The organism is Ruegeria sp. BHSA118 (assembly GCF_059613405.1).
Genome location: NZ_JBXWSM010000046.1, coordinates 1 through 25,979, shown reverse-complemented (window position 1 = coordinate 25,979; position 25,979 = coordinate 1). Strand labels below are relative to the sequence as shown.

Sequence of the window (25,979 nt, the reverse complement as noted above, 5' to 3'; positions counted from 1 at the left end):
CCGCGCGAAAAGCGGCTTACGCAAATCCAAGGGAGGATCTGAAATGAAACATCTACTGGCAGGCGCTGCACTGGCGCTGATGTCCCTGACCGGTGGCGCGGCTGTTGCGCAGGACTACCCCGAACGCCCCATCATGATGATGGTCAGTTATGGCGCGGGTGGTGCCACCGACTTTCAGGCGCGTATCGTCACAATGACTGCGGGCAATGAAGACGCGCTTGGAATGCCCATCGCGATCATCAACAAGCCGGGGGCAGGTGGCCGTGTCGGCTGGAACTGGTTTGCGACACAGGCCGAGGCTGATGGCTATACGCTGGCGGCTTACAACATCCCGCATTTCATCGCCCAGTCGATCAAGGGCGGCGTTGAATATTCGGCTGACAGTTTCGAGCCCATCGCCAACTGGGGCGCGGATCCTGCGGTTTTCGTCGTGGCCAAGGACAGCCCCTTCAATTCCATGCAAGAGGTGGTGAACTATGCCCAGGAGAACCCGGGGAAGCTGACCTTTTCGGGTGCGGGCCTGTTCGTCGGGCACCACATCGCCGCTTTGCAGCTTGAGAAGGAAGCCGGGGTCAAAATGGCGTACATCCCGACCAAGGGCGGCGGTGCGGCGGCCATGAAAGCCGTGATTGCAGGCGACGTCATGGGCGGCGTGAACAACCTGTCCGATGCGTTCCGCGCGCAGGAAGCCGGAAATGTCAAAATCCTTGGCGTGTTCGATCTGGAACGCAGCACGTTCCTGCCGGACGTCCCCACACTGAAAGAGCAAGGCTTTGACATCGACAATGCCAGCGTGAATTTCCGCGGCGTCATGGTCCCCAAGGGCACCCCGCCAGCGGTCATCGACAAACTGGCCGCAACAGTCCCGGAAATGTTCAAAAACGCGCGGGTGGCAGGAAAGATGAAAGCCGGTGGATCACCCATGCACGTCATGACCCGCGAAGAGGTTCAACAGATGTGGGCCGCACGTCAGGAAACCCTGCAAGAACTTCTGGCGGGTCTGTAACGATTTGAGCAGTGGCACAGGATGGGGCGGTTTCCGCCCTGTCCCCACCAATAGGATTTCAATGATGAATGCACATGATGATATCGCCCAAGTCAGTTTGATCATGACCCGTGCGCGCGCCGCTCAGAAAGAATACGAAGCCGGCGCCAGCCAGACGCGCTATGACCGCGCAGCTGCTGCCGCCGCCTGGGCGATCATGGAGCCTTCACGCAACAGGGCTTTGGCCGAACTTGCGGTCAAGACGACAGGACTGGGCAATGCGCCGGACAAGGTGATCAAGAACCACCGCAAGACCCTTGGCCTGATGCGCGACATAAAAGACGTCAGAACCCATGGGATCATCCATGAGGATGCAAGTACCGGCATCACCGAGATTGCGCGCCCAATCGGAGTGATTGGCGCCGTGGTGCCGTCGACGAACCCGGCAGCCACACCCGCCAACAATATCATCAACGCGTTGAAATGCGGCAACTCGGTTGTTGTCGCCCCGTCACCCAAAGGCGTCGCAAGCTGCGAGCTGCTTTTGCAGTATATTCATGCCGAGTTCGACAAACTGGGGCTGGATCACGATCTGGTCCAGATGATTCCTCCGCCGGGTTCCAAGGCCAAGACTCAGGCGATGATGGAGCTTTGCGACCGGGTGATCTGCACCGGCAGTCAAAACAATGTGCATCGCGCGCAGACCTGCGGCACCCCCGCGGTGGCCGTCGGCGCGGGCAATGTCACCGTGATCGTCGATGAGACAGCTGACCTGAAGGCCGCTGCCCGGAAGATCACGGCCTCCAAAACCTTCGACAATGCGACCTCCTGTTCGTCCGAGAACGCAATCATCGCCGTCGACGCAATCTATGATGATTTCGTCGCAGCCCTTGCCGATGAAGGAGGCGCATTGGTGAAGGACGAAAACCAGATCGTCTCAAAGCTCTGGCCGGATGGGCATCTGAGCCGGGAAGTGATCGCACAGGACGCCGACAAGATGATCAAGGCACTGGGCATGGTTGGTCAGGTACCTGAAAACACCAGGTTCCTTGCAGTTGAAACCAAGGGGATCGGTCCGGACCATCCGCTTTCGGGTGAGAAACTAAGCCGCGTGGCTGCGCTCTATCGTGCAAACGATTTCGAGGACGCCCAAGCCATAGCCGCTCAAATCTTGCAGTATCAGGGCGCGGGGCATTCCATCGGGATACACACCGCCGATGATGCCCGTGCGGTGGCGTTGGGTGCCTCGATGCCCACCTGCCGCGTAATCGTCAATCAGGCTCACACCTTTGCGACCGGAGGGTCATTCAAAAACGGCATGCCTTTCTCGCTTTCGATGGGGTGTGGCAGCTGGGGTGGCAATGCGATTGATGAGAACCTGCATTGGAAGCACTTTGTTCAAAGCACCAAAATCATCCGTGAAATCCCGGCAATCGAACCCTCCGTCGAAGATATCTTCGCGGATTATTGGGCTGATGCGGGGACATGAGTATGGACGATCAGATACCCCCTGCCGGGACAATCCGCAGCTGGCTGGACGAACGCGCAAGCACCATCGGTGATCGTGATGCTTATCTGTTTTTCGACGGAGAAGCTGCGCTGACCTGGTCAGCCCTGAGGGATCGGGCACGAAAACTGGCCGAAAATCTGACCGCGCAGGGATTGGACAAGGGGGCCAGCATTGCCATCCTTCAACCGAATGGACGCGAGGCGATCGAATGCCTCTACGGCGTGCTGTATGGCGGGTTCCGCGCAACGGTCATCAACCTTGTCGCCGGGGACGAGGCCATTGGATATGCGCTGGGCCATTGCGACGCACGAATTGCGTTCGTCGGCAACGCGCAGACCGATCTGTTCGACAGAGTTCGCCCCAAAGAGATGACGCGGTATTCAGCCGCTCGTTTCGACAAGGCCCCTGATCTCCATGCGCTTGGCCCCGATGACGACGCGCTGCTCATGTATACCTCAGGGACAACCGGTCGACCGAAAGGGGTCGTGCATAGTCACGTCAGCCTGCTGGCAGGCGGATGGACCCCCACCGTTGCGCACAAGCTGACACAGGCGGATCGTGGTCTTTGCGTGCTTCCGATCTATCATATCAACGGGCTCTGCGTGACCGTGCTGAGCGCGCTTGTATCCGGCGGTTCCCTGGCCGTGGCCGAAAAATTCTCAACGCGCAAATTCTGGGACCAGTGCCAGAGCGCCAAAGCCACGTGGTTTTCGGTGGTGCCGACCATCATCTCGCACTTGCTGCATTCCGAATTGACACCTGCGCATGAAACCAGAGCACGCCTTCGTTTCGGCCGCTCGGCATCCTCGCCGCTTGCACCGGATGTACAAACCGCGTTCGAAACCCGTTTTGAAGTCCCCATCGTCGAAACAATGGGCCTGACGGAAACAGCCGCACAGATCTTGTCCAACCCGCTGCCGCCGGGCGTCCGCAAGATTGGATCGCCGGGCAAAGCTTACGGCAACGAGGCATGTATCCTGTCGGCAGATCTGACCCCCCTGCCGCCAAACACCAAGGGCGAAATCGCCGTACGCGGCCCCAATGTGATGAGAGAATATCTTAAGAACCCGGATGCCACGCGCGCGACATTCACGCCCGATGGCTGGCTGCGCACCGGAGACCTGGGGCACATGGACGAAGACGGGTACTTCTTCGTGACCGGCCGTTTGAAAGAACTGATCATAAAGGGCGGAGAAAACATCGCCCCTCGTGAAATCGACGAAGCTCTTTATTCGCACCCTGACGTGATCGAGGCCGCCGCATTTGCACGCCCTTGCAAAACCTACGGTGAACGCGTCGAGGCCGCCGTCAAATTGCGAACCGGGTCAAGCGTTTCATCCGACCAACTCATCGCGATATGCGTCCAACGGCTGGGTGCCTTCAAATCACCTGATAAGGTGCACTTGTTGCAAGACTTGCCAAAGGGTCCATCTGGAAAGATCCAAAGGATCAAGCTGCCTGTTTTGACACAGTGACCGATTGCAGCCCATAGAGGCCCCGCAAGCAGGCTTGCAATTTCCGATATGCAAGCCAGACGGGCGCATGCATAGCATTGGCCAACAACAGCATTCCCGAGACTTGGGCCGGAACCAGAGCTTAAACCGATCTGAGCCATTTCATGAAAATTCTCACCGTGACCCTGTCTTGATCGCCGGGATGGCAGACGAAGTAGAGCCCACGATCCAATGGAATCCGGCTTTCATCAAGACGGATCAACCGACCAAGTTCCAGATCCCACTCTGCCAGAAGATGTTTGGCTAGTACCACGCCCTTGGGCGAGTTCATTGTTTTCCTCAAGCGCCGGTCCAACTTCACACCGAGCTTGCTCCCCATGAAGAACGGCGGGCGATGTGCCATCAGGTAGATGTCGGGTGGCTTCCCTGTAGCCACTTTTCGATTTGAGCAGGTCCGCCTGCGTGGCAGTATGGCCGATGTGATGAAGACACGCCAACGCCGAGCCGCCGACTCAAAACCACCGAACCCGCAGAACTATGGGCGGATTCCGTAAAACTATGGGGTATCCCCAGTGCTATGGAGATCCCTACACATGTGTAGGGGCGCGCATAGCACTGCATTCCTTCCCCTGATTTCAGTCAGGAGATTCATATGTGCGCGCCTATAATTTGGCGCGGCATCTGCGCATAACTTTGCACGATTTGCCCATAACCTTGCACTATTGAAAGAGCTCGTTCAATTTTTTATAGTTTTCGTGCAAACCATTCAACTAAAGCGTTATTTCTCAAACAAAAGTGCACTTCGATAAACGAAATTCAACCCCAATAAGAAGGATGCAATGCTACTGGAAATTACTTGGGATTAGTTCACCGATCTTCTTGCCGAGCATCAAGACCACTATTTGGTACAGCCTTGTTATGAGCACAGAAACCTCGATCAGCAATGGCGCCGAGATGGTCAGGCCCGTTCTTTCACCAATTTCTTGTAAGCCGCAGGCGCCATTCCAGACCACTTTCGGAAGGCCCTCGAAAACGCGGTCGAGTCTGCATAGCCAAGCCGCAGTGCGGTCTCACCAACGGACTTCCCTGCCGGACCCAGCAGCTTCTTTGCTTCTTCCAGTTTGACGCCAGATATGACCTGAGAGGCCGATTGCCCGTAAGGGACCAGCCGATTGTTCAATGTCTCCCGGTGAAAACCACATAGGCGTGCCAGTTCGTCTACACCAAATCCCGGCTCGCCGAGGTGAATCCGGATCAGGCTCTGAAGCCCAGTCAGAAAATCTTGCGGTGCCGCAAGGTCAGGGTCAGTGGCAGGAAGATCTGATGGGTTTTCCAATATTTCCGGGATCAATTGATGGCTCAGCCAGGTTGAAGGAAACCGGATCGAAAAGCCCTGAGGGCTACACTTGATGGCTTGAACACCATGAAAATGCTTGGGGAGCACGTCAGGTTCGCTGACCCGTAAAATGATTTTGCTCGGGTCCCACCTGAAATCCAGAACCCGGTGCAGCAAGGATATCCAGATGCTCGCCAGAAATGCGTCGGTCTGTCCCGGCGAAACCGAAATCTTGAAATTCCGCTTGGCACTGAAATATGCGTGCTCTCCTTCCACAAGCAGCGATTGCGTGACCGCATTGGATTCTTTCGAGACGGCTTGAGTGTAGCGCGTAAAGAAGTCGCCCAACGTCAACGCCTCGGCCAACATGTCACCAAGAGGCAGAAACCGAACAAGGTCAATTGATTGACCAACTTGCGCACAGAAGTCCGGTGATGTTGCGTCAGCAGCGGCTTGATGGATTTTATAGATCGTCTCGTGTGACAGGAAATTCTGGCGATCCATCACTTGGGATTCGCTCACACCCAGAGGGTCCAGAACAAAAGCCGGCTCAACTCCGGCGCCACGCAAAGCAGCGACCACGGGTGCAGCAACCGATGCCCGAACCAACGGCAAGGCCTTCTTTGTGGTTTGGTCAAATGCGTCCATGTCGCCCTCAAATATCATAAAGTTAACGACAGAAAGACAGCAAACACGCAAAAAAGTGCGAAAAGCTTGCAGAATGCCAAATCAATTTGGCGAAACCTGTCATGCTGTCAGGCAATATTCGACAATCACTCTAAAATCATATTCAGAAATATACATCTGTGATTCGGATTTGGAGGCCCTTAATGACACCGAAATTCAAACGCATGATGACCACGACAGCCTTTTCTGTAAGCCTGGTAATCGCGGGCCAAGGTTTTGCGCAGGAAGAGAGCTTTCCCATCCTCTTTACAAACGTGCACGTGTTCAACGGTATCGATGAACAGCGCATTGAGAACGCAAACGTTCTGGTCGTGGACAACCTGATTGCAGAAATATCGTCGGAACCACTGGCCGTCGCCAATGCCCAGATCATTGACGGTGGTGGTCGCACGCTGATGCCGGGCCTGATCGACGCGCATGTGCATATGACGGTCACCGAACCGGTGGCTGACCTGCGCGATAACTTCGACTGGATGTACTGGGGTGCTGTATCAACAATTGAAGCCGAAAAAATGCTTCTGCGAGGGTTCACAACAGTGCGGGATGCGGGCGGCCCTGCAATCGGTCTGCAAAAAGCGATTGATCGGGGAAAGGCTGTTGGCCCGCGTATCTACGCCTCTGGGCCTGTGATCTCGCAAACCTCGGGGCATGGAGAGCACCGTGTTTACACCGAGCCCCATCCCAACTTCATGGGGGCGCAACCATCCTTCTTTAACCAGCATCTGGAGTTCCTGGCCGATGGCGTGCCGGAAACACTGCGCGCGACCCGCGAAGCCCTGCGCCTTGGCGCTGTCCAGATCAAGGTGATGGCTGGCGGTGGGGTATCCTCTCAGGTTGATCCGTTACACACCGTTCAGGGTCTGCCGGAAGAGCTTGAGGCTTCTGTCCGGGCCGCTGCCGATTGGGGAACCTATGTAATGGTTCACGCCTATACAGACGAATCCATCGTGCGCTCGATTGAGGCAGGTGTGATCAGCATTGAACATGGGCAACTGATGACCGAAGTCGGTGCTCAAGCGATCAAAGACGCGGATGCCTGGATCGTTCCGTTCTTTTCTCTTTTGGGACTGGACGAACAAACCGTTATTTCCGCTCTTGGACCAGGGGCCGCCGAAAAGTTCCTCAGCGTGCAAGCAGGTGCACGAAATCAAATGCAGTTGATCAAAGATTTCGGGATCGAGAACGTGGCTTTCTCAACTGACATTATCGGCGACCCCGTCGCGCTGACCAAGCAGAACGATGAGTTCAAATACCGACTGGAGGCGTGGACTTCGCACGAAATCCTGCAACAGGCGACGTCAAAATCGGCCGCACTTCTGGCTCTGTCAGGAAAACTCAATCCCTACACAGCAGGCCCGCTGGGCGTGATCGAACAAGGCGCATATGCCGATCTGCTGCTTGTTGAAGGAAACCCGGTCGAGGATGCCGAGATCCTAGTCGACTACACCAACAACATCGACCTGATCATGAAAGATGGCGTGATCTACAAGAATACACTCGATTGAGTGTCGCGCGGGGTGAATTTACCTCGACATCCCGCGCCCCCTTATTTTGACAAATGGGAGTACTGACACGTGAAAACACTGGCCTCACTGACAGCAATCGCTGGATTTGTTTCCTTGGCAGCAAGCGGTGCGTTGGCGCAGGACGCGCTCCCGCAAACCTTGTTCACCAATGTGCATATCTTTGACGGAATTAGTGAAGAGCGGATCGAAAACGCGAATGTTCTGGTTGAAGGCAATCTCATAAAGACAGTCTCGACCGACGGTATTGATGCGCCCGACGCAACGCTTGTTGACGGGGGTGGTCGCACGCTGGGGCCAGGGTTGATTGACAGTCACGTGCATCTCTACGCGACAGGGCTCGTGCAATCCTTCTCGGGTCTTCAGGCCGCCAAATGGGATCAGATCGGGGCCACCGCGGCTGAAAATGCCCGCGACTATCTCTACGACGGTTACACCACAGTGCGGGATACCGGCGGAATGGGATCAGGTCTGCGTGAACTGATCGACAAGGGGATTGTAGACGGGCCACGCATCTATGCGTCAGGTGCAGCCATTGGCCCGACATCCGGGCACGGTGACTGGCGAAACCCCGAGCAGCGAACCTTCAACATGGGATCGGACGACGTCGCCAATACGTTCAACCTGTCCTATATTGCTGATGGTGCCGAAGAAATCCGGAAGGCATCGCGGCTTAACTTCGCGCACGGGGCGAGTTTCCTGAAACTGATGGCCGGTGGCGGCGTGTCATCCGAGCTCGATCCGCTCTGGTCCGTTGCCTACAACGTTGATGAGATCGCAACAGCGGTCGAGGCTGCGTCCTTCTTCGACACCTATGTGACCGTCCACGCCTATACGGACGAAACGGTCACAATGGCTCTGGATGCTGGCGTCAAGTCGCTGGAGCACGCTCAGATGGTGAGCGAGGAGACCGTTAAACGCATTGCGGATGAGGGTATCTTCTGGGCCCTGAATGTGGCTGGAATGGATCCGGCGCTGCTCGACCATCCGAATTTCTCGATGCCGACGGTGAAACCGAAACTGGAAGAATATCTGGTCGGGTCAGAAAACGTCATTGAGTACATCAAGAAGTACAAGCCCAAGATCGTGCATAACGTCGACACCGTGCTGTCCACTATTGGGTTTGGCCGCGCACACCGGGACTTTGAAAAGTACTATTTCGCGGAACTTCTCGGGAACCACGCCTTCCTGGTTGCTGCAACCTCGACCGGTGGCGAGCTCGCCCAACTGACAGGGCGGCGGAACCCTTATCCCAACAAACTGGGCGTGATCGAAGAAGGGGCCTATGCAGACATTCTGATCGTCGATGGAAACCCGCTGGATGACCTGTCGGTTCTTGGCGCAAATCCGAAGTGGTTTGATGCACCTGCGCGTGATCGGGGGTTTGAGACCATTCGTGTGATCATGAAAGACGGCGTCTTCTACAAGAATACACTCGAATGAGCAGAGTATGCGGAAAATTGACCCCTGCGTCTTGCGCCGTCGATCCTGAACAGGGGAGCGATCAATGAACAAGGCAATCGCAATAACTCTTTGCGCAGTTGGGATTGGTGTTTCCGGAGCGGCGGCGGAGGAGTCTCACAGCCGATATTATCTGGGGATCGGGGAACCAAACCCCGATGCCTGGCAAATCATGATCGACAATCCGACCGACCGCGAAAAGGATGTGGGCGCTGCCCTCGCCGCAATGGGCGGTGAGATGATCAGCTATTTCTGGGGGCTGGCAGATGGCAAGAACTACATCACGGTCCGTTTCCCGGACGATCCGGGCATGGTGCAGGCCATTTATATTTCGCGTCTGAGCCAAGGAGTTCTGAAAGACTATACCTTCATCGAACTGATGACGAGCGCGGACATGATCGAAGCCCTGAAGCGGGTGCCGGAATTTTCAACGCCGGTCGAATGAAGCCGGGAAGCAAAGGAACAGACTATGAAGATCGCATACGGAATTCTTGCAGCCTTATCAGTTGTGTTTTTCATCCTTGGAGGCAGCGATGCCTATGCCAAAGACAACAAGGGTAAAAAGCCGAATAAAGGGGGCAAGGGCGGCGATATCAGCATTCAGATCGAAGACAAGCCCGGCAAAGGCCCAAAGGCTGTGCCGCCTGGTCAGATCAAGCGCTACACGCGCGGTGCCAAGCTCCCATCTGACCTGGAGTTCGAGGATATTGGGGACCTTTCCAAATGGAAGTTGGGGGAGCCGGGCAAAGGAAACCGCTACATTCTGGTCGATGACGAAGTCCTCGAAGTTACGAATGACTTGTCTACTGTTGTCGATGCCGTCGGCATCGTCGGTGATCTTCTCAACTAGACGAAAGTACGATGTTTCAGGGCAATAACTACCTCGTTTGTCCTGAAGCTGGCCGGGGCGATCATTTTGCGAACCCCGGCCCAAGTTCAAAACCCGGATCTGAGGCACTGCGATGATAAAGGCCCTTCTTGTACTTTTTGCGCTTACTACCCTTTCGTCAGCACGCGCCCTACTCTCGCAGGAAACCGGTGCAACAGACGTCCCACAAACAATAAACTTTGAGGGCTATGTGCAGCCAAGTCGCGAAGCAGAACTGTCGCCTTTGGTGGACAATGTGGTCACCCGAATTGCGTTTCACGCAGGTCAATACGTTCAGGAGGGTGACCTGCTATTCGAGTTTGGCAAAAGGGGCCCCTTCATCGAAATGCGGCTAAGCGAAACAGCTCTGAAGGATGCGACAGCCCAACTCAGGCTCGCCGATGCGGAATTGGGGCGGAAAACGGAACTTTATCTGAAGGACCTGATACCGGAAGCCGAATTGCAACTTGCCCAGGTGAACCGCGACCTTGCTGAAATCGCGTCGGAGCGGGCGGGTCTGGCTTATGAAGGGGCACAACTCGCGTATAGCTTCACCGAGTTACATGCGCCTTTTTCGGGAATTATCAGCCAACCGCATGTCAAACAGTACCAGTATCTGAGTACGGAAAGACGGGGGGACGAAACGCTGGCGATCCTGTCAGACATCGACCCGGTCTACGTTGTCGTCAAAGTGCCCTACGAGGAATTCACCAAACGGCGTCAGGTATTTGAGACAGATGCAGAAGCATTTGAAGGGCTCAGCCTGTCTTTGCAGATGCCGGATGGACAATTGTACCCCTATGAAGGGCATTACTTTGGTGGCGCATTCAAGGTTAATCCCAAAACGCAGTTGATGGATGTGTGGGCCGAGTTCCCGAATCCAGAGTTGCTGCTTCGCCCAGGAGCAAAAGTCACAGTTATTTCGAGTCTGAGGAATTGAATGATGACCCGTCGAAGCCAGTGGCAACGAGCGCTGTTTTGCCGACAAATGAGGAGCATATGACAATGCGTCTTTCCTTTGCAGTAATCGCCGCGTTCTTTTTAGCATTGCCGGCTCATTCGGAAGTTGCACGTATCGAGTGGTCAGACCTGATCGATGAAACTGCTCAAGACTATGAAGATCCTTTCGTCGAATTGACGGGCAAACAGCTTAGCGCGCTTCGCAGATTGGTCCGGTTACGCGCGCAGCTAGAGAAAGGCGGATCGACGCCAGAGCTGTTGGATCAGATTAAACTGGATATCGAGGCGACTGAAGCAACCCTTGCTGAGGAAGGCGTTGATGCGGACTGGCTGATTTCCCAACGCTGGGTTGTGATGGAAAGACGAGAGAAGGCTGGCACGGCCGCCAACGTCGACATCGATGGTGCAACCGTTTCATTGGGCGGATTTGTGATCCCGGCACACCGCGACGAAGATGGCTCCCAAATGGCATATATCGTGCCGGAACGTGGAATGTGCAGCCATGTTCCACCTCCGCCTCCGAACCAGATGGTGCGTTTGCGCCTAAGCGATACATGGACGCCATCGACAGTCTACGAGCCCATCGTTGTAACCGGTCAAATCAGGATTGACCCGACGCAGAAGGAAATGCTGGTTGTTGATGGTCCCGTGCTCATGAAGGCTGCGTTCACTTTGGAGGTCGATGACGTGCAGACTTTTGGACCAATCCAGACTTCCGAAAAGGCTTCGACCAACAGGGAACGTGTATTGATGGGACGGATCAAAGCGACTGGCGGGGCTACCAGAGACGATTAGTGACACGAGCCAATTGACCTGAATATGGTTCAGAACGAGCGTTCAGGCTGGTGGGCTGAATATCTGCTCGTGAAAGATTGAACGGTGAAAGCCGCGACAGGGGAGCGCATGAGGGTTTGGCTAATTAGAATAATTGGGCTTATCGCACTTCTCGCATTCGCAGCAGTCGCTTTTGTTTGGTTGTTGCTTGCTGCTCCGATGTTCTCGGACATGCGCCGTGGCCTTGTAGAAAGAGTTCTTTCGGAACAAATTGGTCGGCCCCTGTTGGTCAATGATGATGTAAGCGTCGCGCTTGGCCGCATCAGTCACATCTACGTCGGTGGCGTGATCATCCCGAGCCAGACAATGCCGGAGTCAGCTCTTGTGGAATTGAACCTGCTGGAATTGGAGCTGGATGTTGCTGCTTTGGCCAACGGGCGTCTGCACTTTGACAATCTGGTAGTGGAAGGCCTCCAAGCGAATATTCTTACAGCCGCAGACGGCACAACAAGCTGGCGAAAAGGCAATCCAACACCCAAGCCCGCCTCCGAGGAACCTGTATCAGCGGAGGATCAAAAAGACGCCGCCAGCGCTGATATTACCGATGAAAGTGACACCGAAAGCAGTGGGATCCTGAACTTCCTAAGCGACAAGAACGTCAGATTCACGTCAATCGGGTTAAACATCGACGACAAGGTCTCAGGCTTCTCGTTTGTGTTTGACTTGCAGTCACTCGCGCTCGAACAATTAGATAATGGACAAAGAACAAAGGTCTCTGGATCCGGCTCCGTCAACGGTCAGGGTTTCGAAATCGAAGGCGACTACCCCCATGACGCGCCATTTACGACGCGAGCCAGTTTTGGGGAAATGACCGTAAGCTACGATGGCGAGCCCTTCTCGGCAGACGAGGGGGATGGCTATCGGGCTGTCTTGGAAATGGACACCGGAGAATTCGGTGATTTTCTAGATGTCATTGGATTGGAACGCGTTCTGGAAGGCAATGGTCAGCTTCAAGCAGAACTCGTGTCCCAGGACGCTCTGAAGATCGAGGCGTTTACAACCACCATAAGCCTGGAGGATGGGCAGAAACTCGAAGCTGAAGGTTCAATAGATGACCTCTACACCGCTCAGGGCGTCGATCTGCTTTTCAACGCACGGCTTCACCCCGAAGGGCAGCCGCCGCCAGCAGCAAAAAGTATTCAGGAACTGAAGTTCACGGGCTTTGAAATGCATATGGTCGGATCCCTGGCGTCCTTCGAATTCGAGAAGTTGCTGTTCCAGACCAATGCGTTCGACCAGGGGTTGGACGTAATCGGCCCAGCATCCATCGAAAGTATTCGCCGCATGCCAGACGGACGGCTCGCCATGCTGGGCATTGCGCTGCGAGCCGGTCCAATTGAAGAGCCTGTCCTGAAAGCCGAAGGTGAAATCCTCGATCTGCTTCAGCTTCAGGACGTGACTTTCGATGGGGAGCTAAACGGGCCCGCCAAGTTGATTTTGCCCAACCTCGATGAAGACTATGTTGACCAGTTCGGCGGCATCAAAGCCGATTTCAACATATCCAATGCGGCTGGGCCGGTTTCACTCAACAGGTTTAACGCGACCACTTACGGCACCGATCTCTGGTCGCTGGATCTTGCGCTATCCGTCAACGAGCTAAAAGGGCTCGCTGATCTTGATTTCGACGTGGAATTGGACGTCGACGACAGCGCCCAGTTTCTGACCGCGCTCAACCTGCAACCTGTCGAAATTGGCGCTCTGGCGATCGATGCTGAAACCTCCAGGCAGGGCGAAGACTTTGATGCCGCAATCAAGTTCGAAGCCGGGTCTTCCGATCTTCTAGCTGCTTTGGATGCACGGTTTCCCGAAGGTGCATCCATCGTTCGGGGCAACATTACGAGCGAGAGGCTCGATCTCAACGACCTGAAGAATCTGACTGCCGTACTGGACCAACTGAAGAGCCTGTTGGGCGAGGCCTCGCAAAAACCTGAAACTGAAGTTCAACCCTTGGTTCTGCCGAAGGAAACAGACGCCCAGCCATTGGTGTTGCCAAAGGAAAAAGGGAAGCCAGCTGACCTTCTGGATGTGCAGCGCGTACTGCGAGAAGCTGACGTCGAGGTACAGATCGAATTCAAAGAGATTGTAGGCCAGCAAGGCGTCACATCTGTTTCCAGCCAATTGTCTGCAAAAGAAGGGACCGTGGATTTCGGACCTCTTCAAGTGGCCTATGGCGGCGGAAACTTCAACCTGCGCGCGGTCATGGATCTGATTGACTCACCTGATTGGCTTTCGTTGTCGGGATCAACCTCGGGATGGGAATTCGGTGAGATCCTTGATGAGTTGGGAATTGGTATTGAGGCCTATGGACGTTTGAGCGGTGAGTTCAACGTGTCTGGTAGTACCACCTCGGGCAAAGCCTTCGTCAACTCGATGCGCGGCAATGCGTCTTTGTCGATGTCGCAAGGTTACATTAGTACCAGTCTATTGGAACTGGCGGGGCTGGGTATTTTCCCTTGGTTGTTTTCAGAGGAGTTCAGACAAGGGTACACCGACATCACGTGTGTGGTCGCCCCGGTTGATATTCAGGCCGGACGGGTCAGTTCAAACTCCATCGTCATTGAAACGGGATCAGTTCAGTTGGTGGCCAGGGGACAAGTGGACTGGCTGAACGATAGCATAGCGATCAGAGCAGAGCCCCGTCGCGTTGGCAAACCCCTATCCCGAAGCGCCTGGCCCTTTGATGTGACGGGCCAGCTTTCGTCGCCAAAATTCAAGCTGGATGTGGGCGGGTCCAGAAACAAGGCTCCGGAAGGCGCTGATGCTATGCCTGCCGACAGGCAACCGTGCGTGCCGGACATCAATCAATTGCAATAGTCAGGCTTTACCTAGTTCTTCAGTGGTTCCGGCTGTTCGGCCTGACACGCCAGAACGGCCTCAATGGCTTTGGCAGACCCGCTAAGATCAAGCTCCACCTCGGTCCCGCTTTCGCCAATGATCGTAACGCTTTGGCGCTTTCCAAACTCGGTTACAAACGCCGGGTTGTCGAAAAAAGCGTAGCCTCCGGGAACTCCATTCTTGAAGACACCAACCGCTTCACCTTCAAATTTCGCATCACCAAAATCGAACTGTACGATCCCGGTCGCCCCGTCCTTGATCTGCACCCAGGCCGGATTGTAGGCTGCAAAAAAGCCACCGGCCTGATTGGGTGCCGCGCCGATTTCTACGGTCATGTCGTTTTCAAATGGCTTCCAAGCAAGACAGCCGTTGCCCTTTTCGGAATCAATCAGGATTGTCCAGTCCCCGGATTCACCCCACCGTTCCATACCGGCGGCCCACACCGCGCCAGTGGAGATCAATGCCATTGCTGTCAGCGCCAACCTGTTCATTCAAAGCCCCACACATGTTCCGCTAATCCTTAGATGCAATCAGATTATCGCGCTGGCTCAATCAAGTACAACCATTCGATTTCTGGAATGTTGTGCCGACGTCAACGCGCCCTTGCCCAGAAAAAGCAATCACCTTCGGCCTCTGCCAGTGAAAATATGACGCTCAACTTCCCTAGAATTTGCCAGAGTTGTTCCACGTCTCTTTCGGGCCGATCTGTTCCTGAACATCCCAATGTTCGACGATCTTTCCGCCCTTAAGCCGGAACAAGTCAAAGACGGCCCAGTCGTCCTCGTCTTGTTTTACGTGGCTAAAGACAACCACGAAATTTCCTTGGCCGAGTAGTCGGTGAACTTTGACGTAATGCGCGGTTTTTCCACCATTCGTCACCTCTCCAAGATGCTTAAAGAAAGCTTCCAATCCGTCGTCTATTTCTGGGTTGTGCTGATCGTATTGCTCGGTCGATATGTAGTCATTCACAAGATCGGTGCGCCCTGCCATCAGGACATTGTCGATGAAACCTTGCACCACGGTCTTGTTGGCCTCGGTCAAATCGTGATCTTCAATTTCGGTTGGGCCATCCACCATGCTGCGGCCCGAGACGGTTGGCCATTTATACGCGGCAATCACATCCCAATGCTCGATGATTTTACCTTCTTCGTCAGTATCAAAGATATCGGCCGTCACCCACTGCGCTTCACCACCGTTGAGGCTTTGATACACATGTACGAATACGAAGTTTCCATCCTCGATAGTCCGCAGAACCTGGATATCGCGCACCGGATTCCGCTCAAGAAAAGGCGTGAAAAACTCGATGAAACCTTCTTTACCGTCGCGTACACCCGTTGAGTGTTGCGTGTAGCGATCCCCGGTAAATTTATCGAGCGCCTCGGGCATTTTGCCGTCACGAATGCCTTCCAGATAAAGGCCCTTGGCATTTGCCACGCGGATACTGTCAGTCACAACATGCACTCCTGTGTCATAGACATGGATTTAGCTAATTCCAACGATGCTCAACACCGTTTCACGGCCAGACCAGGCCACGATAGCGGACAAGGTGCCTGTGACCATGGCAGGAACGCCTTCTTTCCAGGTGTCCCAGATCAAATGACAGCCAATAGCGCCGATGGATGTGCCAAGAATTGCTAACGCGCCCAAAGTTCCGATCCAGGAACCCTGAAACCAGATCGCGATTGCGCCAAACAATTCAACCACGCCAACCAAGGCCATGATCTGCCGGTTCAGCCCGTATTTGATGAACATCGCCAGTTGGGTCTCGAATATGAACTTCTGCCAGCCGAAGATCTTGATCGAGCTTGCGAAAAGAAAGAAGACGGACAGCAATCCGACGAAAACAGTGATCACATTCATTCCGCAGCCTCCTGAACGGGGAAGGAGAATTCGGCGCCGAGAGCGTCCTGAAACCTCTCCTGCTTGGTGGCTACGGCAGCATTCATTGCGTTGGCCAGAGCGCCAATGTCCGACGGGTCGACAATAGTTCGCAATGGTCTTTTGCCGTAAGGCAGGTTCAACAGATCGGCGATGGCATCGGCAACCATTGCAGGGGACGCCTCAGAAAAGCTTTTTTGCGCCAACCCCATGAAGCGTCCGGCCATCGCTTGTGCTTTTTCCAACGTTGGGCCATATACAGCCATGCGTTCCGGTTCATCCGTTGGCGGCGATTTCTGCATTATACCAGTATCAAATGCGCCGGGTTGAACGATAAGGGATTCCAGTCCCAAAGGGGCGAGTTCAAGAGCATAGGTCTCGGCGACCAGCTCAAGTGCCGCCTTACTGGCCGTGTAATAACCGCTCATTGGCAACGCAAACCTGGACATGTCACTGGTGATGCTGATCACCGTGCCAAAGCCCTGGGCGCGCATATTGGGAAGGACGGCGCGTAGCATGCGAACAGGTCCCAGCACGTTCACATTCAACATGTTCTGAAACCGAGCCGCAGAAATGGTCTCGTTGAGCCCGCCAACATATATCCCGGCATTGTTGATCACGACATCAAGTGGGCCATCCAGCATTAACATCAGATGGGAAATTGCGCTGTCTACCCCGGCGTCACTGCTGACATCCAGTTCAATGGGGAAAATTTGCCCGGATACCGCCTCCAGACTGGCCGCCACTTTGGCGTTTCGCCCCTTCAAAGCGCGCATTCCGGCGAATACAGAATGACCTTCGTCCGCGAGTCTGATGGCCATTTCTTTTCCGAAGCCGCTGCTGGCCCCGGTGATCAGAATATTCATCTGTCTGTTCCTCTTGTGGTCGAGAGGAAAATGGCAATCGATAGACATAATTGGAAATAATCATTATTTCTTTTTAGTATGAATGAAATTGATGGAATTGATCTTAATCTACTGAAATCTTTTCAAGCGCTCATTTCGGAACGGCATGTTGGACGCGCTGCGCAGCGAATGAACGTAACGCAACCTGCCATGAGTCATACTCTGGCAAGGTTGCGCCGCCTGTTTGACGACCCTCTGTTCGTCAGGCAAGGGCGCGAAATGGTGCCAACAGCGCGCACTCTGGACCTTGCGGCACGGTTGAACACCATCCTTTCTGAGATCAGCGTGCTCACTGCACCAGTGACGTTCTCACCTGAAAACACAAGCGCAACTATTCGAATTCATGCCCATGATTTCATTGCAACCAGTTTCCTTGCACACGCAGTTCGGCGTATTCGAGAGCAAGCACCGGGGATCGTATTCGAAATTCACAGTTATTCGGATCACAGCTACCAGAAGCTCGATTCCGGTGATGCCGATTTGATCATTGGCGCAGGACTTCAGGCAAATCCTAAGTTTCTTCAAAAGCTTCTACTGCGCGAGCGCATTGTGTGCCTATTAGACCGAACCCACCCAGCGTTGAACAGCTGGAATGCTGAAACGGTCTTTCTATACCCACATGTCCGGCTGAGTCTCATGACCAAACAAGATGACCCAGTTCACCTTTTTGGCAAAGATCAGGGTTTGCCCCCACGCCAGGTTGGGCTGGTGACAGATAGCCTGCATCTGCAACCGGCCTTCCTGGACGGAACAAATCTAATCGCTTTTGTGCCGGAGACGCTCGCCCAAGCCGCCACCATCAACGGAAATCTAATCACGCGCGATTGCCCTTTCCCCCTGCCGGAATTGGGAATCCGTGCAATTTGGCACGAACGAGACGCACGATCTCCCCTTCTCGGCTGGATCCGTAGCCAGCTGGATGTTTAGAGGCCAGAAAACCGGGGAAATTATCCGCGTCGGCTCACTGCGTGTCGCTCATATTGGTGAGATACTTGGCTGGCGGCTTTTTGAGGTTCATTAGCTACTGAAATTGACATTTTGCGTCGGACTGAATGCATCCCCCGCATTCGAAGTTAGGAACGGCCGTTTTGTTTGGCTAAGCGACCACTCGTAATATTTCAGGGAATGCGCACATAAGCCCGTCTCAAGAGAGCCATGGAGTCGGGAAGTGCCCCCTTTCTTCGTTAAAGCGTCGCATCTGAACGGAACAAGTTGCGGGTATATGTTTAAGTATTTATACGTTGTATAATTATTACCAAGCGGAGAACGCCATGCCAAGCGGACACATCATGATGGCCATAAGCCTTGACGGTTTCGTTGCAAGAAAAGACCATTCGCTCGATTGGCTGAATAAACAGCCCGCTGATAATGAAGACCACGGATTCATCGAGTTTATGAACAGCGTGGATGTTCTTGTTATGGGGACCGGATCACTGCGAACTGTTCTTGGATTTGGTGAATGGCCATATGAGAAACCCGTCGTGGTACTCAGCCGCACCATGACGAAACAGGACATACCTGAGCATCTACACAACAAAATTGAGTTCTCCACTGCTAGCCCCAAAGAGTTGTGGGGAATCTTTCGCAAGCGCGGCTATGAACGCGTATATGTCGATGGCGGTGCAATCATACAGTCGTTCCTTCAAGCCGGGTTTGTACAAGACATGAAGATTTCGTTGGTTCCTATTCTACTGGGTGACGGCATTCGCATTTTCGGTGAATCAGACGGCGATGTTGATCTTGAGCTGATCTCTGCCACACCTTTTCCATCGGGTATGGTCGATCTGGTTTACAAAGTGAAAAGTGCATGACCAAAACACCGTCTGTCGGGCGGCCAAGAAAGTCAGAGGAACGTCTGTCGAAGCAGCTTATCCTGCAAACTGCCCTGCCCATTGTTCAAAAGCAGGGAGCCAGCGCGCTTTCGTTTCGGTTACTGGCGGATAAGCTAAAGGTCACGCCCATGGCGATAACTTACCATTCCGGCAGCAAGCGTAAGCTACTGGCTGACCTGGTTGAAATAGCCTTTGCGAACACGCTTCAGGGCAGCGTTGAAGAAGAAGCAAGCGCGAAAGCGCGTAGCATATTAAGTGCCTACTATCTTCGGGCCTTGCCGAATGCCAACCTGCTGCGCGCAGTTCTGGATGATATCACTCTCATCAGCAAAGACCTGATGGACGTCACAGATAAACTGCGGGCATGTACGCAGGAAATTGACGATGGTGACGAGAACGATGTGCTTTTGCATCTTCTCATCGACTATACGCATGGCTTTGTCCTCTCTGCGTCAAGCGGCGAAAACAACCCGTTAACAGTCGGCGACTTTTTGCGGGGTATCGATTGGGTGCTGGCGCATGCGGCAGGAGGCGCACGTGTCAGCTCAAAATGAGACACTCACGCAATAAGGGATATTGACGCGTCTTGCCTGAAGGACTATCTGCGCCAAACGTATGAGGCGGTACGCCTCACACAACGGAGATTTTATGAAAGAGACCCGGGCCTAACGCCCGTTCCTGGCGACCTACATTCAGGAACACCAACATTGATAGGCACACTCACGCGCGATGCTGAGTGTCCTTTTTGTTGCACTTTCGTAAAATCGAGACATCCCAATGAATATCTCAAAGCACGAGCAACGTGTTTTGCACGAACTCGCCCTTGGCGGGTCGATCCACTTCGAACGACTGGAAAACGGAAAAGTCCATGACGTCACTTGTTATACGCGTGACGGCTATGTGCTGTCCGACTGCACCCTGAGTGTTTTCCAACGCTTGCTGAAAAAGCGCTTTATCCACTCGAAAAACGGCAATCCCTATCGCGCCTCCGCGATGGGGATCAAATCCGTGCGCGCCCAAATGAACCAAAGATAGGAAAGAACCATGAACCAGACAGAAATTGACGCTATTATTGAAATCCACCGGCTGGCCTTTGGAAAAGAAGAAGGAGACGACATCGCTCGGCTCGCTAGAGACTTCCTCCGCCTCCCGGACACAATTTCTATCAGCTCCAAACGCGACGGGAAGATTGTAGGCAACGTGCTGTTTACTCCGTTTAACTTCGTAGATCACCCACACGCGAACTGTTACCTGCTCGCACCTTGCGGGGTGCTACCAGCGTATCAGGGCCACGGCGTTGGGAAAGAGATCATGGAGGCCAGTATTGAACATCTCAATTCCGTCGGCACGGATGCAGTGTTCGTGTTGGGCGTCCCTACGTTTTACCCTCGATATGGGTTTGTCCCGACAGACAAGCAGACGCCATACCCGGACCTGATGTCGACACCAGAGGCGTGGATGGCGCTTGAGTTGACAGAGGGATCTTTGCGGAAACTGAGTGGCAAGACCGTGGCGATCCCACGTTTCATGCAACCTCATTGGTGGGACACTTCACAACACGGGTGAAGTCCACCCGGAATCGTCGCTGAAAAACCGGAGCCCGCACTTCAATATCGCTAGTTGAAGCGCGGGTTCGTTTCGCGTGGTGTGAGTTAGCGAAGCTCGAGATGGACATCACGACCTAAAGTTTTTCTGAGTGCCGCCGTCCTAGCTGAAGCTTTGGAAACACCACTAGGGTCAGGATTCGTAACCAATAGATGACGGTTGCTACGAGTGCGATTGCGGAGAGGAAGACTTTGGGGCAGCGCTCATAACGTGTCGCTACGCGCCTCCAGTGCTTGAGCCTACCAAATATGATCTCGATGCGGTTGCGCCTTTTGTATCGGCGCTTGTCATACTTCACGGTTGTCTTGCGTTGCTTTCGGCCGGGGATGCAGGCGCGTATCCCGTTGTTTTTCATCGCGTCCCGAAACCAGTCGGCATCATAGCCGCGGTCCCCGACCAGCCAGTCGCTATCTGGAATACAGCTCAGTAGCGCTCGCGCACCGAAGTAGTCACTGACTTGGCCAGCGGTGACGAACAGGCTGATCGGTCGCCCTTGGCTGTCACAAATGGAATGCAGCGCTTTTAAAATCAATGCATCCTGACCCTAAGGGACTACCGAAAGTTCAACATGCATGCTGTTTGGCAGCTCGCCAGAACCTTCAATACCAACAAGGCCGCCATGGCCTATCGGCTGGCTGAGATGGAGAAGAAACCCTGCATTCTCGCCGCCTACAGCAAGTCTGGGTATGTTTGGCATATTTCATCTAAGAGCATAGGCCATCAATGGTGGCCACGTCGTATCCTTGACCCGCAGAGCAACGCTTTCAGTATTCTGTTCAACGGCTCTCGGGACCATGCAACTATGTCTGACCTTAAAGCAGATACATGGTTTGATGTACCTGGGGCTGATCCGATCGAAATCGGAGAGCAATCATTTCGAGTGCGCGACGGTCTTGTCATGGCGCTCCTTGTCGCACGCAGCGAGCGAATGCCGGTCGATTGAGCTCGCAAAGACGCCCTTGGGCGAGTTCTTTGTTTTCCTCAAGCGCCGGTCCAACTTCACACCGAGCTTGCTTCCCATGAAGAACGGCGGGCGATGTGCCATCAGGTAGATGTCGGGTGGCTTCCCTGTAGTCACTTTTCGATTTGAGCAGGTCCGCCTGCGTGGCAGTTTGGCCGATGCGATGAAGACACACCAACGCCGAGCCGCCCGTTCAAGACCAACCACCCAACCCGCAGAACTATGGGCGGATTCCGCAAAACTATGGGGTATCCGCAGTTCCGTGGGGATCCCTAGTCATGATCAGAAATCCAGATTCTCAACACTCAAGGCGTTTTTCTGGATGAACTCCCGACGAGGTTCCACGACGTCACCCATCAACTTGGTGAACAGATCATCCGCCTCGACCATGTCATCCACGCGCACTTGCAGCAGCGTCCGCGCATCCGGGTCCAGTGTCGTTTCCCACAGCTGGTCGGGGTTCATCTCACCCAGGCCTTTATAGCGCTGCAAGGACAAGCCCTTTTCACCCTCTTCCAGAATGGCGCGCAACAAGTCCAGCGGACCGTGGATCATCTGGCTGCGATCACGACGGTTCAAAGTGGCCGGAGAGTTGTAGATCTCTTGCAGGCTCTGCGTAAAGCTGCCGGTCTTGCGCGCCTCGCCCGAGCGCAGCATCGGGCCGTCCAGCGTGCGAACTTCTTCGACACCGCGCAGGATACGGGCCAGCCGGATGCCGTGATCCTGTGTGATACGACCCTGCCAACCGCGTTCGTATTCCAACGCAATCAGATCCAACCGTGCGGCGACTTTGTCAGCCACACCTTGCAGATCGGCGTCCACCGCACCCGGCACGAAGGCCCCAGCCACGGCGGCCTGTTCCAGAATATGACGCGGGTAATGCGTTGGAAACGCGTCCAGCACACGTTTCAGCTGACGCGCCTCGTCGACCACGCGGGTCAGGTCCTGGCCGATGATTTCCTCACCCGAGCCGAGTTTCAGAACCGCGCCTTCGACGCCCTGATTGATCAGATAGTCATCCAGAGCGGCCTGATCCTTCAGGTAAACCTCTGACTTACCACGGGAAACCTTATACAGCGGCGGTTGCGCGATATAGAGGTACCCACCCTCGATCAGCTCGGGCATCTGCCGATAGAAGAAGGTCAACAACAGGGTCCGGATATGCGCGCCGTCCACATCCGCGTCAGTCATGATGACGATCTTGTGGTAGCGCAGCTTTTCGATGTTGAATTCATCGCGGCCAATGCCAGTGCCCAGCGCCATGACAAGATTGCCGATTTCCTGAGACGACAGCATCCGGTCGAACCGGGCGCGCTCGACGTTCAGGATTTTACCCCGCAGGGGCAGAACCGCCTGTGTCAGACGGTCCCGGCCCGTTTGTGCAGAACCACCAGCCGAGTCACCCTCGACGAGGAAGACTTCGGTTTTCGAAGGATCTTTCTCGGAACAATCCTTCAGCTTGCCAGCCAGATAGTTCACATCCATCGCCGTCTTGCGCCGGGTCAGCTCGCGCGCCTTTCGCGCAGCTTCCCGGGCCAACGCAGCCTCGATGATCTTGCCAACGATATTCTTGGCCTCGTTGGGATTTTCTTCGAACCACTCGGCCAGTTTTTCATTCATCAGACCTTCGACAGCCGGACGGACCTCGGAAGAAACCAGCTTGTCCTTGGTCTGGGACGAGAATTTCGGGTCGGGCACTTTCACCGACAATACGCAGGTCAAGCCTTCGCGCGCATCGTCCCCGGTGAAGCTGACCTTTTCCTTTTTCGCGATCCCGCTGGACTGCGCATAGTTGTTGATCGTCCGGGTCAAAGCCCCCCGGAACCCAGCCACGTGGGTCCCGCCGTCGCGCTGCGGGATGTTGTTGGTGAATGGCAGCACCGTTTCGTGATAGCTGTCATTCCACCACATGGCGATCTCGACACCGATATCGTCGCGCTCGCCCTTGATATAGATCGGCTCGGGCATGGCCGGCGTTTTGGATCGGTCGAGGTACTTGACGAATTCCTTTACGCCGCCCTCGTAGAACAGCTCGGTTTCCAGCCGCTCGGCAGGGCGCTCGTCGATCAGGATGATCCGCACGCCCGAGTTCAGAAACGCCAGTTCGCGCAGCCGTTTTTCCAATGTCTCGAATGAGTATTCAAGGTTCGAGAATGTATCGGTCGACGCCAGAAACCGCACTTCTGTTCCTGTCCGGTCTCCGCATTCGCCGACAACCTTCAGGTGCTCAGCGGTTTCGCCACCTTCAAACCGCGCCACGTGCTCTTTGCCTTTGCGCCAGACGCGCAGTTCCAACCAATCCGATAGCGCGTTCACCACGGAAACACCCACACCGTGCAGGCCGCCCGACACCTTGTACGAGTTGCTGTCGAACTTACCGCCCGCGTGCAGCTGGGTCATGATGACCTCGGCCGCCGACACGCCTTCTTCCGGGTGGATGTCCACCGGAATTCCGCGGCCGTTGTCGCTGACCGAAACGCTGGAATCCGCGTGAATTTTCACGGTCACATGGTCGGCGTGACCCGCCAGCGCTTCGTCAATTCCATTGTCGACAACCTCATACACCATGTGGTGCAGGCCCGATCCATCATCCGTGTCCCCGATATACATCCCGGGGCGCTTGCGGACGGCCTCTAAGCCCTTGAGAACTTTGATGGAATCTGCGCCGTATTCTTGAGGAGCCTGTGCGTCTTCGGACATTCAGTCAGTACCTATATTATTTTGGTAACTTATACGTTTTCTGGTGGGGATTGTCACGCGATCCCCCAACATTTTGTGTTGGTTCGAGTCGTTTTCCGCCCATACCAATCCACCTCATAACTGGTCGATGTCAGAAGCGATATCCGCCGCGATTTCCAGTGCATCGACATCCTTGCGTTCAGCCGACAACCGAAGCCCCAGAATGTCCGACTGATACCGCGCTGCCAGCCGATCCGGGTCATGTTCAGGCCGGATTTCACCCGCGGCTTGGGCGCTGCGGAACAGGTCGGCGAAACACGCCTTCATTTCCGCCATGTGACGCGCGGCCTGATCCGCAAGCGCATGATCCTTCGCCTGCAACTCGGCATATGTCTTTGCCAGCATGCAGGCCTTTGCCGGGTTTTCGACCGCTTCGATGACCAGACGAGGTTGCGCCTTGAGCGCTTCCTTCGGCCCCAGTCTTTCAGCAAGGGCTTTAAGGCGCGCCACACCTTCTCGCGTGTAACATTCCAACGTCAACGCATAGAGCGCGTCCTTCGACCCGAAAGCCGCGTAGAAACTGCCGGGTTTCAGTTTCAATTCCCGTTCCAGGTCCTTCAACGATGTACCAGCCCAGCCCTGACGCCAAAAGATGTCACGGGCCTTCGCGATCAACGCGTCGCGATCATATGTGGGTTTACGAGGCATCGGCACCACCAATTCTTGAACGTTCGCTCAAATATATACTTGAGTGATCACTCAAGAAACCCTAAATACGACCCATCGCGCCAGAAACAGGAGTTCCGACATGGCCACTTTCCCGTCTCATGACCTCGAATCCGCACCCGAAGCATCCAAGCCGCTGCTGGAAAAGTCCCAGGCCGCCTTTGGCCGTTTGCCGGGCCTGCACAAGGTGATGGCTGAAAGCCCACAGCACCTTGAAGGCTATCAAGTTCTGCACAGCCTGTTCTTGCAGACCGATTTCGACAACGATGAGAAGACCGTCGTCTGGCAGACCATCAATGTGGAAAACGAATGCCATTACTGCGTGCCCGCGCATACCGGCATCGCAAAGATGATGAAGGTATCAGACGAAATCTCTCAGGCTCTGCGCAATGAAACCCCACTGCCTTCGCCCAAGCTGGAAGCGCTGCGCAGCTTAACCCTGCAAGTGATGGAAACCCGTGGCAACCCGACCGAGGAACAGCTTCAGGCATTCTTCGACGCGGGCTATTCGCATCGCGCGGTTCTGGACGTGGTGCTGGGCCTGGCACAAAAAACCATGTCAAACTACGTCAACCACATGGCCAAAACACCGGTCGATGAAGTCATGCGCGGTTTCCTGTGGGCGCGCAAAGTCAACGAACCGGCCTAAGCCGCCACGACCGACCCCTCACTGCCTTCTGTCACGATCAGCGTCTGGGCCCGGTCACCCAACTCCTCAAACAGTTCAGGCCCGGTGCCCGTCATCCAGGCCTGAGCACCCAACGCACAAATCTCGTCATAAAGTGAAGCGCGCCGACCCGCGTCCAGATGAGCGGCTACCTCATCCAGCAATACGATCGGTGGCGCACCCACCATTGCGGCCAAAGCTCGGGCATTGGACAGGATCAATGAAACCAGCAGCGCCTTCTGCTCACCGGTGGAACAATCCTTGGCGGGAACA

At 54.8% G+C, this 25,979-nt stretch carries 25 protein-coding genes and 2 pseudogenes; 17 read left to right on the top strand and 10 right to left on the bottom strand.

The genetic code is table 11. The features are described 5' to 3' along the window. Positions 1 to 43: 43 nt before the first annotated feature. The 3 genes from AC2FNN_RS14395 (at position 44) to AC2FNN_RS14385 (ending at position 3,970) form a co-directional block, all read left to right on the top strand. Positions 44 to 1,006 carry a tripartite tricarboxylate transporter substrate binding protein gene (locus AC2FNN_RS14395; protein ID WP_496759226.1) on the top strand — a complete coding sequence of 321 codons (963 nt, stop codon included), beginning with the start codon at positions 44 to 46 and terminating at the stop codon, positions 1,004 to 1,006. Positions 1,007 to 1,070: 64 nt separating this feature from the next. Further along, positions 1,071 to 2,474 carry an acylating sulfoacetaldehyde dehydrogenase gene (gene sauS, locus AC2FNN_RS14390; protein ID WP_496759225.1) on the top strand — a complete coding sequence of 468 codons (1,404 nt, stop codon included), beginning with the start codon at positions 1,071 to 1,073 and terminating at the stop codon, positions 2,472 to 2,474. Continuing rightward, positions 2,471 to 3,970, top strand: a complete 1,500-nt coding sequence (locus tag AC2FNN_RS14385) for an AMP-binding protein (RefSeq protein ID WP_496759224.1) — start codon at positions 2,471 to 2,473, stop codon at positions 3,968 to 3,970. Before sauS ends, AC2FNN_RS14385 begins: the two co-directional genes overlap by 4 nt. A 121-nt stretch (positions 3,971 to 4,091) precedes the next feature. Here the strand turns inward: AC2FNN_RS14385 and AC2FNN_RS14380 are convergent, their stop codons facing one another. Next, positions 4,092 to 4,280: a hypothetical protein gene (locus AC2FNN_RS14380; protein ID WP_496759223.1), complete on the bottom strand. Its 189-nt coding sequence runs from the start codon at positions 4,278 to 4,280 to the stop codon at positions 4,092 to 4,094. Between the two features lie 627 nt (positions 4,281 to 4,907). Next, the gene (locus tag AC2FNN_RS14375; RefSeq protein WP_496759222.1) at positions 4,908 to 5,933 is read right to left on the bottom strand and encodes a helix-turn-helix domain-containing protein; all 1,026 of its coding nucleotides are present in this window, start codon (positions 5,931 to 5,933) and stop codon (positions 4,908 to 4,910) included. A 182-nt stretch (positions 5,934 to 6,115) separates the two neighbouring features. On the opposite strand from AC2FNN_RS14375, the gene AC2FNN_RS14370 reads away from it, so the two are divergent. From AC2FNN_RS14370 to AC2FNN_RS14340, 7 genes are all read left to right on the top strand, one after another. Next, entirely contained in the window at positions 6,116 to 7,477 is a 1,362-nt protein-coding gene (locus tag AC2FNN_RS14370) for a metal-dependent hydrolase family protein (RefSeq protein ID WP_496759221.1), read from the top strand. Positions 7,478 to 7,546: 69 nt separating this feature from the next. After that, a complete protein-coding gene (locus tag AC2FNN_RS14365; protein ID WP_496759220.1) occupies positions 7,547 to 8,938 on the top strand; it encodes a metal-dependent hydrolase family protein in 1,392 nt (463 codons plus the stop codon). Positions 8,939 to 9,002: 64 nt separating this feature from the next. Then, positions 9,003 to 9,401, top strand: a complete 399-nt coding sequence (locus AC2FNN_RS14360) for a hypothetical protein (RefSeq protein ID WP_496759219.1) — start codon at positions 9,003 to 9,005, stop codon at positions 9,399 to 9,401. A 24-nt stretch (positions 9,402 to 9,425) separates the two neighbouring features. After that, positions 9,426 to 9,806 (top strand): hypothetical protein, encoded by a 381-nt coding sequence (locus AC2FNN_RS14355; protein WP_496759218.1) that lies wholly within the window; start codon positions 9,426 to 9,428, stop codon positions 9,804 to 9,806. Between the two features lie 112 nt (positions 9,807 to 9,918). After that, on the top strand, positions 9,919 to 10,764 hold the full coding sequence (locus tag AC2FNN_RS14350) for an efflux RND transporter periplasmic adaptor subunit (protein WP_496759217.1): 846 nt from the start codon (positions 9,919 to 9,921) through the stop codon (positions 10,762 to 10,764). After that, on the top strand, positions 10,761 to 11,579 hold the full coding sequence (locus AC2FNN_RS14345; protein ID WP_496759216.1) for a DUF3299 domain-containing protein: 819 nt from the start codon (positions 10,761 to 10,763) through the stop codon (positions 11,577 to 11,579). Before AC2FNN_RS14350 ends, AC2FNN_RS14345 begins: the two co-directional genes overlap by 4 nt. A gap of 84 nt (positions 11,580 to 11,663) precedes the next feature. Continuing rightward, entirely contained in the window at positions 11,664 to 14,432 is a 2,769-nt protein-coding gene (locus tag AC2FNN_RS14340) for an AsmA family protein (protein WP_496759215.1), read from the top strand. An 11-nt stretch (positions 14,433 to 14,443) separates the two neighbouring features. Here the strand turns inward: AC2FNN_RS14340 and AC2FNN_RS14335 are convergent, their stop codons facing one another. The 4 genes from AC2FNN_RS14335 to AC2FNN_RS14320 form a co-directional block, all read right to left on the bottom strand. Further along, complete coding sequence (locus AC2FNN_RS14335; protein WP_496759214.1) at positions 14,444 to 14,944, bottom strand: hypothetical protein; 501 nt, start codon at positions 14,942 to 14,944, stop codon at positions 14,444 to 14,446. Positions 14,945 to 15,116: 172 nt separating this feature from the next. Further along, positions 15,117 to 15,905, bottom strand: coding sequence for a nuclear transport factor 2 family protein (locus AC2FNN_RS14330; RefSeq protein WP_496759213.1), 789 nt, complete (start codon positions 15,903 to 15,905; stop codon positions 15,117 to 15,119). A 30-nt stretch (positions 15,906 to 15,935) separates the two neighbouring features. Then, a complete protein-coding gene (locus AC2FNN_RS14325) occupies positions 15,936 to 16,313 on the bottom strand; it encodes a DoxX family protein (protein WP_496759212.1) in 378 nt (125 codons plus the stop codon). Next, positions 16,310 to 17,197, bottom strand: coding sequence for an SDR family NAD(P)-dependent oxidoreductase (locus AC2FNN_RS14320; protein ID WP_496759211.1), 888 nt, complete (start codon positions 17,195 to 17,197; stop codon positions 16,310 to 16,312). The genes AC2FNN_RS14325 and AC2FNN_RS14320 overlap by 4 nt, the downstream gene beginning before the upstream one ends. A 78-nt stretch (positions 17,198 to 17,275) precedes the next feature. Between AC2FNN_RS14320 and AC2FNN_RS14315 the strand changes: the two genes are divergently transcribed. The 5 genes from AC2FNN_RS14315 to AC2FNN_RS14295 all read left to right on the top strand — a co-directional run bounded on the left by AC2FNN_RS14315 (position 17,276) and on the right by AC2FNN_RS14295 (position 20,634). Then, on the top strand, positions 17,276 to 18,163 hold the full coding sequence (locus AC2FNN_RS14315) for a LysR family transcriptional regulator (protein WP_496759210.1): 888 nt from the start codon (positions 17,276 to 17,278) through the stop codon (positions 18,161 to 18,163). Positions 18,164 to 18,507: 344 nt separating this feature from the next. Next, positions 18,508 to 19,047, top strand: coding sequence for a dihydrofolate reductase family protein (locus AC2FNN_RS14310; RefSeq protein WP_496759209.1), 540 nt, complete (start codon positions 18,508 to 18,510; stop codon positions 19,045 to 19,047). Beyond that, on the top strand, positions 19,044 to 19,622 hold the full coding sequence (locus tag AC2FNN_RS14305) for a TetR/AcrR family transcriptional regulator (protein ID WP_496759208.1): 579 nt from the start codon (positions 19,044 to 19,046) through the stop codon (positions 19,620 to 19,622). Before AC2FNN_RS14310 ends, AC2FNN_RS14305 begins: the two co-directional genes overlap by 4 nt. A 223-nt stretch (positions 19,623 to 19,845) precedes the next feature. Then, positions 19,846 to 20,103, top strand: coding sequence for a YjhX family toxin (locus tag AC2FNN_RS14300; RefSeq protein ID WP_496759207.1), 258 nt, complete (start codon positions 19,846 to 19,848; stop codon positions 20,101 to 20,103). Positions 20,104 to 20,112: 9 nt separating this feature from the next. Further along, positions 20,113 to 20,634, top strand: coding sequence for a GNAT family N-acetyltransferase (locus AC2FNN_RS14295; protein WP_496759206.1), 522 nt, complete (start codon positions 20,113 to 20,115; stop codon positions 20,632 to 20,634). A 181-nt stretch (positions 20,635 to 20,815) separates the two neighbouring features. Here AC2FNN_RS14295 and AC2FNN_RS14290 read toward each other — a convergent pair. After that, positions 20,816 to 21,190 (bottom strand): annotated as a pseudogene (locus AC2FNN_RS14290) (IS5 family transposase); the annotation flags it as partial. A gap of 51 nt (positions 21,191 to 21,241) precedes the next feature. On the opposite strand from AC2FNN_RS14290, the gene AC2FNN_RS14285 reads away from it, so the two are divergent. Next, a complete protein-coding gene (locus AC2FNN_RS14285; protein WP_496759205.1) occupies positions 21,242 to 21,616 on the top strand; it encodes a hypothetical protein in 375 nt (124 codons plus the stop codon). Between the two features lie 300 nt (positions 21,617 to 21,916). Here AC2FNN_RS14285 and gyrB read toward each other — a convergent pair whose 3' ends face one another. Together gyrB and AC2FNN_RS14275 are read right to left on the bottom strand one after the other, a co-directional pair. Further along, a complete protein-coding gene (gyrB, locus tag AC2FNN_RS14280) occupies positions 21,917 to 24,334 on the bottom strand; it encodes a DNA topoisomerase (ATP-hydrolyzing) subunit B (RefSeq protein WP_496759204.1) in 2,418 nt (805 codons plus the stop codon). Positions 24,335 to 24,448: 114 nt separating this feature from the next. Continuing rightward, complete coding sequence (locus AC2FNN_RS14275; RefSeq protein ID WP_496759203.1) at positions 24,449 to 25,021, bottom strand: TetR/AcrR family transcriptional regulator; 573 nt, start codon at positions 25,019 to 25,021, stop codon at positions 24,449 to 24,451. A 100-nt stretch (positions 25,022 to 25,121) separates the two neighbouring features. Between AC2FNN_RS14275 and AC2FNN_RS14270 the strand changes: the two genes are divergently transcribed. Then, positions 25,122 to 25,688, top strand: coding sequence for a carboxymuconolactone decarboxylase family protein (locus AC2FNN_RS14270; protein ID WP_496759202.1), 567 nt, complete (start codon positions 25,122 to 25,124; stop codon positions 25,686 to 25,688). On the opposite strand, the pseudogene AC2FNN_RS14265 reads toward AC2FNN_RS14270, so the two are convergent. Next, positions 25,685 to 25,979 (bottom strand): annotated as a pseudogene (locus tag AC2FNN_RS14265) (DNA replication/repair protein RecF); the annotation flags it as partial. The gene AC2FNN_RS14270 and the pseudogene AC2FNN_RS14265 overlap by 4 nt on opposite strands.

Excerpts from the sequence above, each read along its gene's own strand:
- AC2FNN_RS14300 (WP_496759207.1), top strand. The coding sequence starts at position 19,846 with ATGAATATCTCAAAGCACGAGCAACGTGTTTTGCACGAACTCGCCCTT.
- AC2FNN_RS14395 (WP_496759226.1), top strand. The coding sequence starts at position 44 with ATGAAACATCTACTGGCAGGCGCTGCACTGGCGCTGATGTCCCTGACC.
- AC2FNN_RS14350 (WP_496759217.1), top strand. The coding sequence starts at position 9,919 with ATGATAAAGGCCCTTCTTGTACTTTTTGCGCTTACTACCCTTTCGTCA.
- gyrB (WP_496759204.1), bottom strand. The coding sequence starts at position 24,334 with ATGTCCGAAGACGCACAGGCTCCTCAAGAATACGGCGCAGATTCCATC.
- AC2FNN_RS14360 (WP_496759219.1), top strand. The coding sequence starts at position 9,003 with ATGAACAAGGCAATCGCAATAACTCTTTGCGCAGTTGGGATTGGTGTT.
- AC2FNN_RS14375 (WP_496759222.1), bottom strand. The coding sequence starts at position 5,933 with ATGGACGCATTTGACCAAACCACAAAGAAGGCCTTGCCGTTGGTTCGG.
- AC2FNN_RS14275 (WP_496759203.1), bottom strand. The coding sequence starts at position 25,021 with ATGCCTCGTAAACCCACATATGATCGCGACGCGTTGATCGCGAAGGCC.
- sauS (WP_496759225.1), top strand. The coding sequence starts at position 1,071 with ATGAATGCACATGATGATATCGCCCAAGTCAGTTTGATCATGACCCGT.
- AC2FNN_RS14295 (WP_496759206.1), top strand. The coding sequence starts at position 20,113 with ATGAACCAGACAGAAATTGACGCTATTATTGAAATCCACCGGCTGGCC.
- AC2FNN_RS14325 (WP_496759212.1), bottom strand. The coding sequence starts at position 16,313 with ATGAATGTGATCACTGTTTTCGTCGGATTGCTGTCCGTCTTCTTTCTT.
- AC2FNN_RS14270 (WP_496759202.1), top strand. The coding sequence starts at position 25,122 with ATGGCCACTTTCCCGTCTCATGACCTCGAATCCGCACCCGAAGCATCC.
- AC2FNN_RS14320 (WP_496759211.1), bottom strand. The coding sequence starts at position 17,197 with ATGAATATTCTGATCACCGGGGCCAGCAGCGGCTTCGGAAAAGAAATG.
- AC2FNN_RS14355 (WP_496759218.1), top strand. The coding sequence starts at position 9,426 with ATGAAGATCGCATACGGAATTCTTGCAGCCTTATCAGTTGTGTTTTTC.
- AC2FNN_RS14285 (WP_496759205.1), top strand. The coding sequence starts at position 21,242 with ATGCATGCTGTTTGGCAGCTCGCCAGAACCTTCAATACCAACAAGGCC.
- AC2FNN_RS14335 (WP_496759214.1), bottom strand. The coding sequence starts at position 14,944 with ATGAACAGGTTGGCGCTGACAGCAATGGCATTGATCTCCACTGGCGCG.
- AC2FNN_RS14370 (WP_496759221.1), top strand. The coding sequence starts at position 6,116 with ATGACACCGAAATTCAAACGCATGATGACCACGACAGCCTTTTCTGTA.
- AC2FNN_RS14385 (WP_496759224.1), top strand. The coding sequence starts at position 2,471 with ATGAGTATGGACGATCAGATACCCCCTGCCGGGACAATCCGCAGCTGG.
- AC2FNN_RS14380 (WP_496759223.1), bottom strand. The coding sequence starts at position 4,280 with ATGAACTCGCCCAAGGGCGTGGTACTAGCCAAACATCTTCTGGCAGAG.
- AC2FNN_RS14315 (WP_496759210.1), top strand. The coding sequence starts at position 17,276 with ATGAATGAAATTGATGGAATTGATCTTAATCTACTGAAATCTTTTCAA.
- AC2FNN_RS14305 (WP_496759208.1), top strand. The coding sequence starts at position 19,044 with ATGACCAAAACACCGTCTGTCGGGCGGCCAAGAAAGTCAGAGGAACGT.
- AC2FNN_RS14310 (WP_496759209.1), top strand. The coding sequence starts at position 18,508 with ATGCCAAGCGGACACATCATGATGGCCATAAGCCTTGACGGTTTCGTT.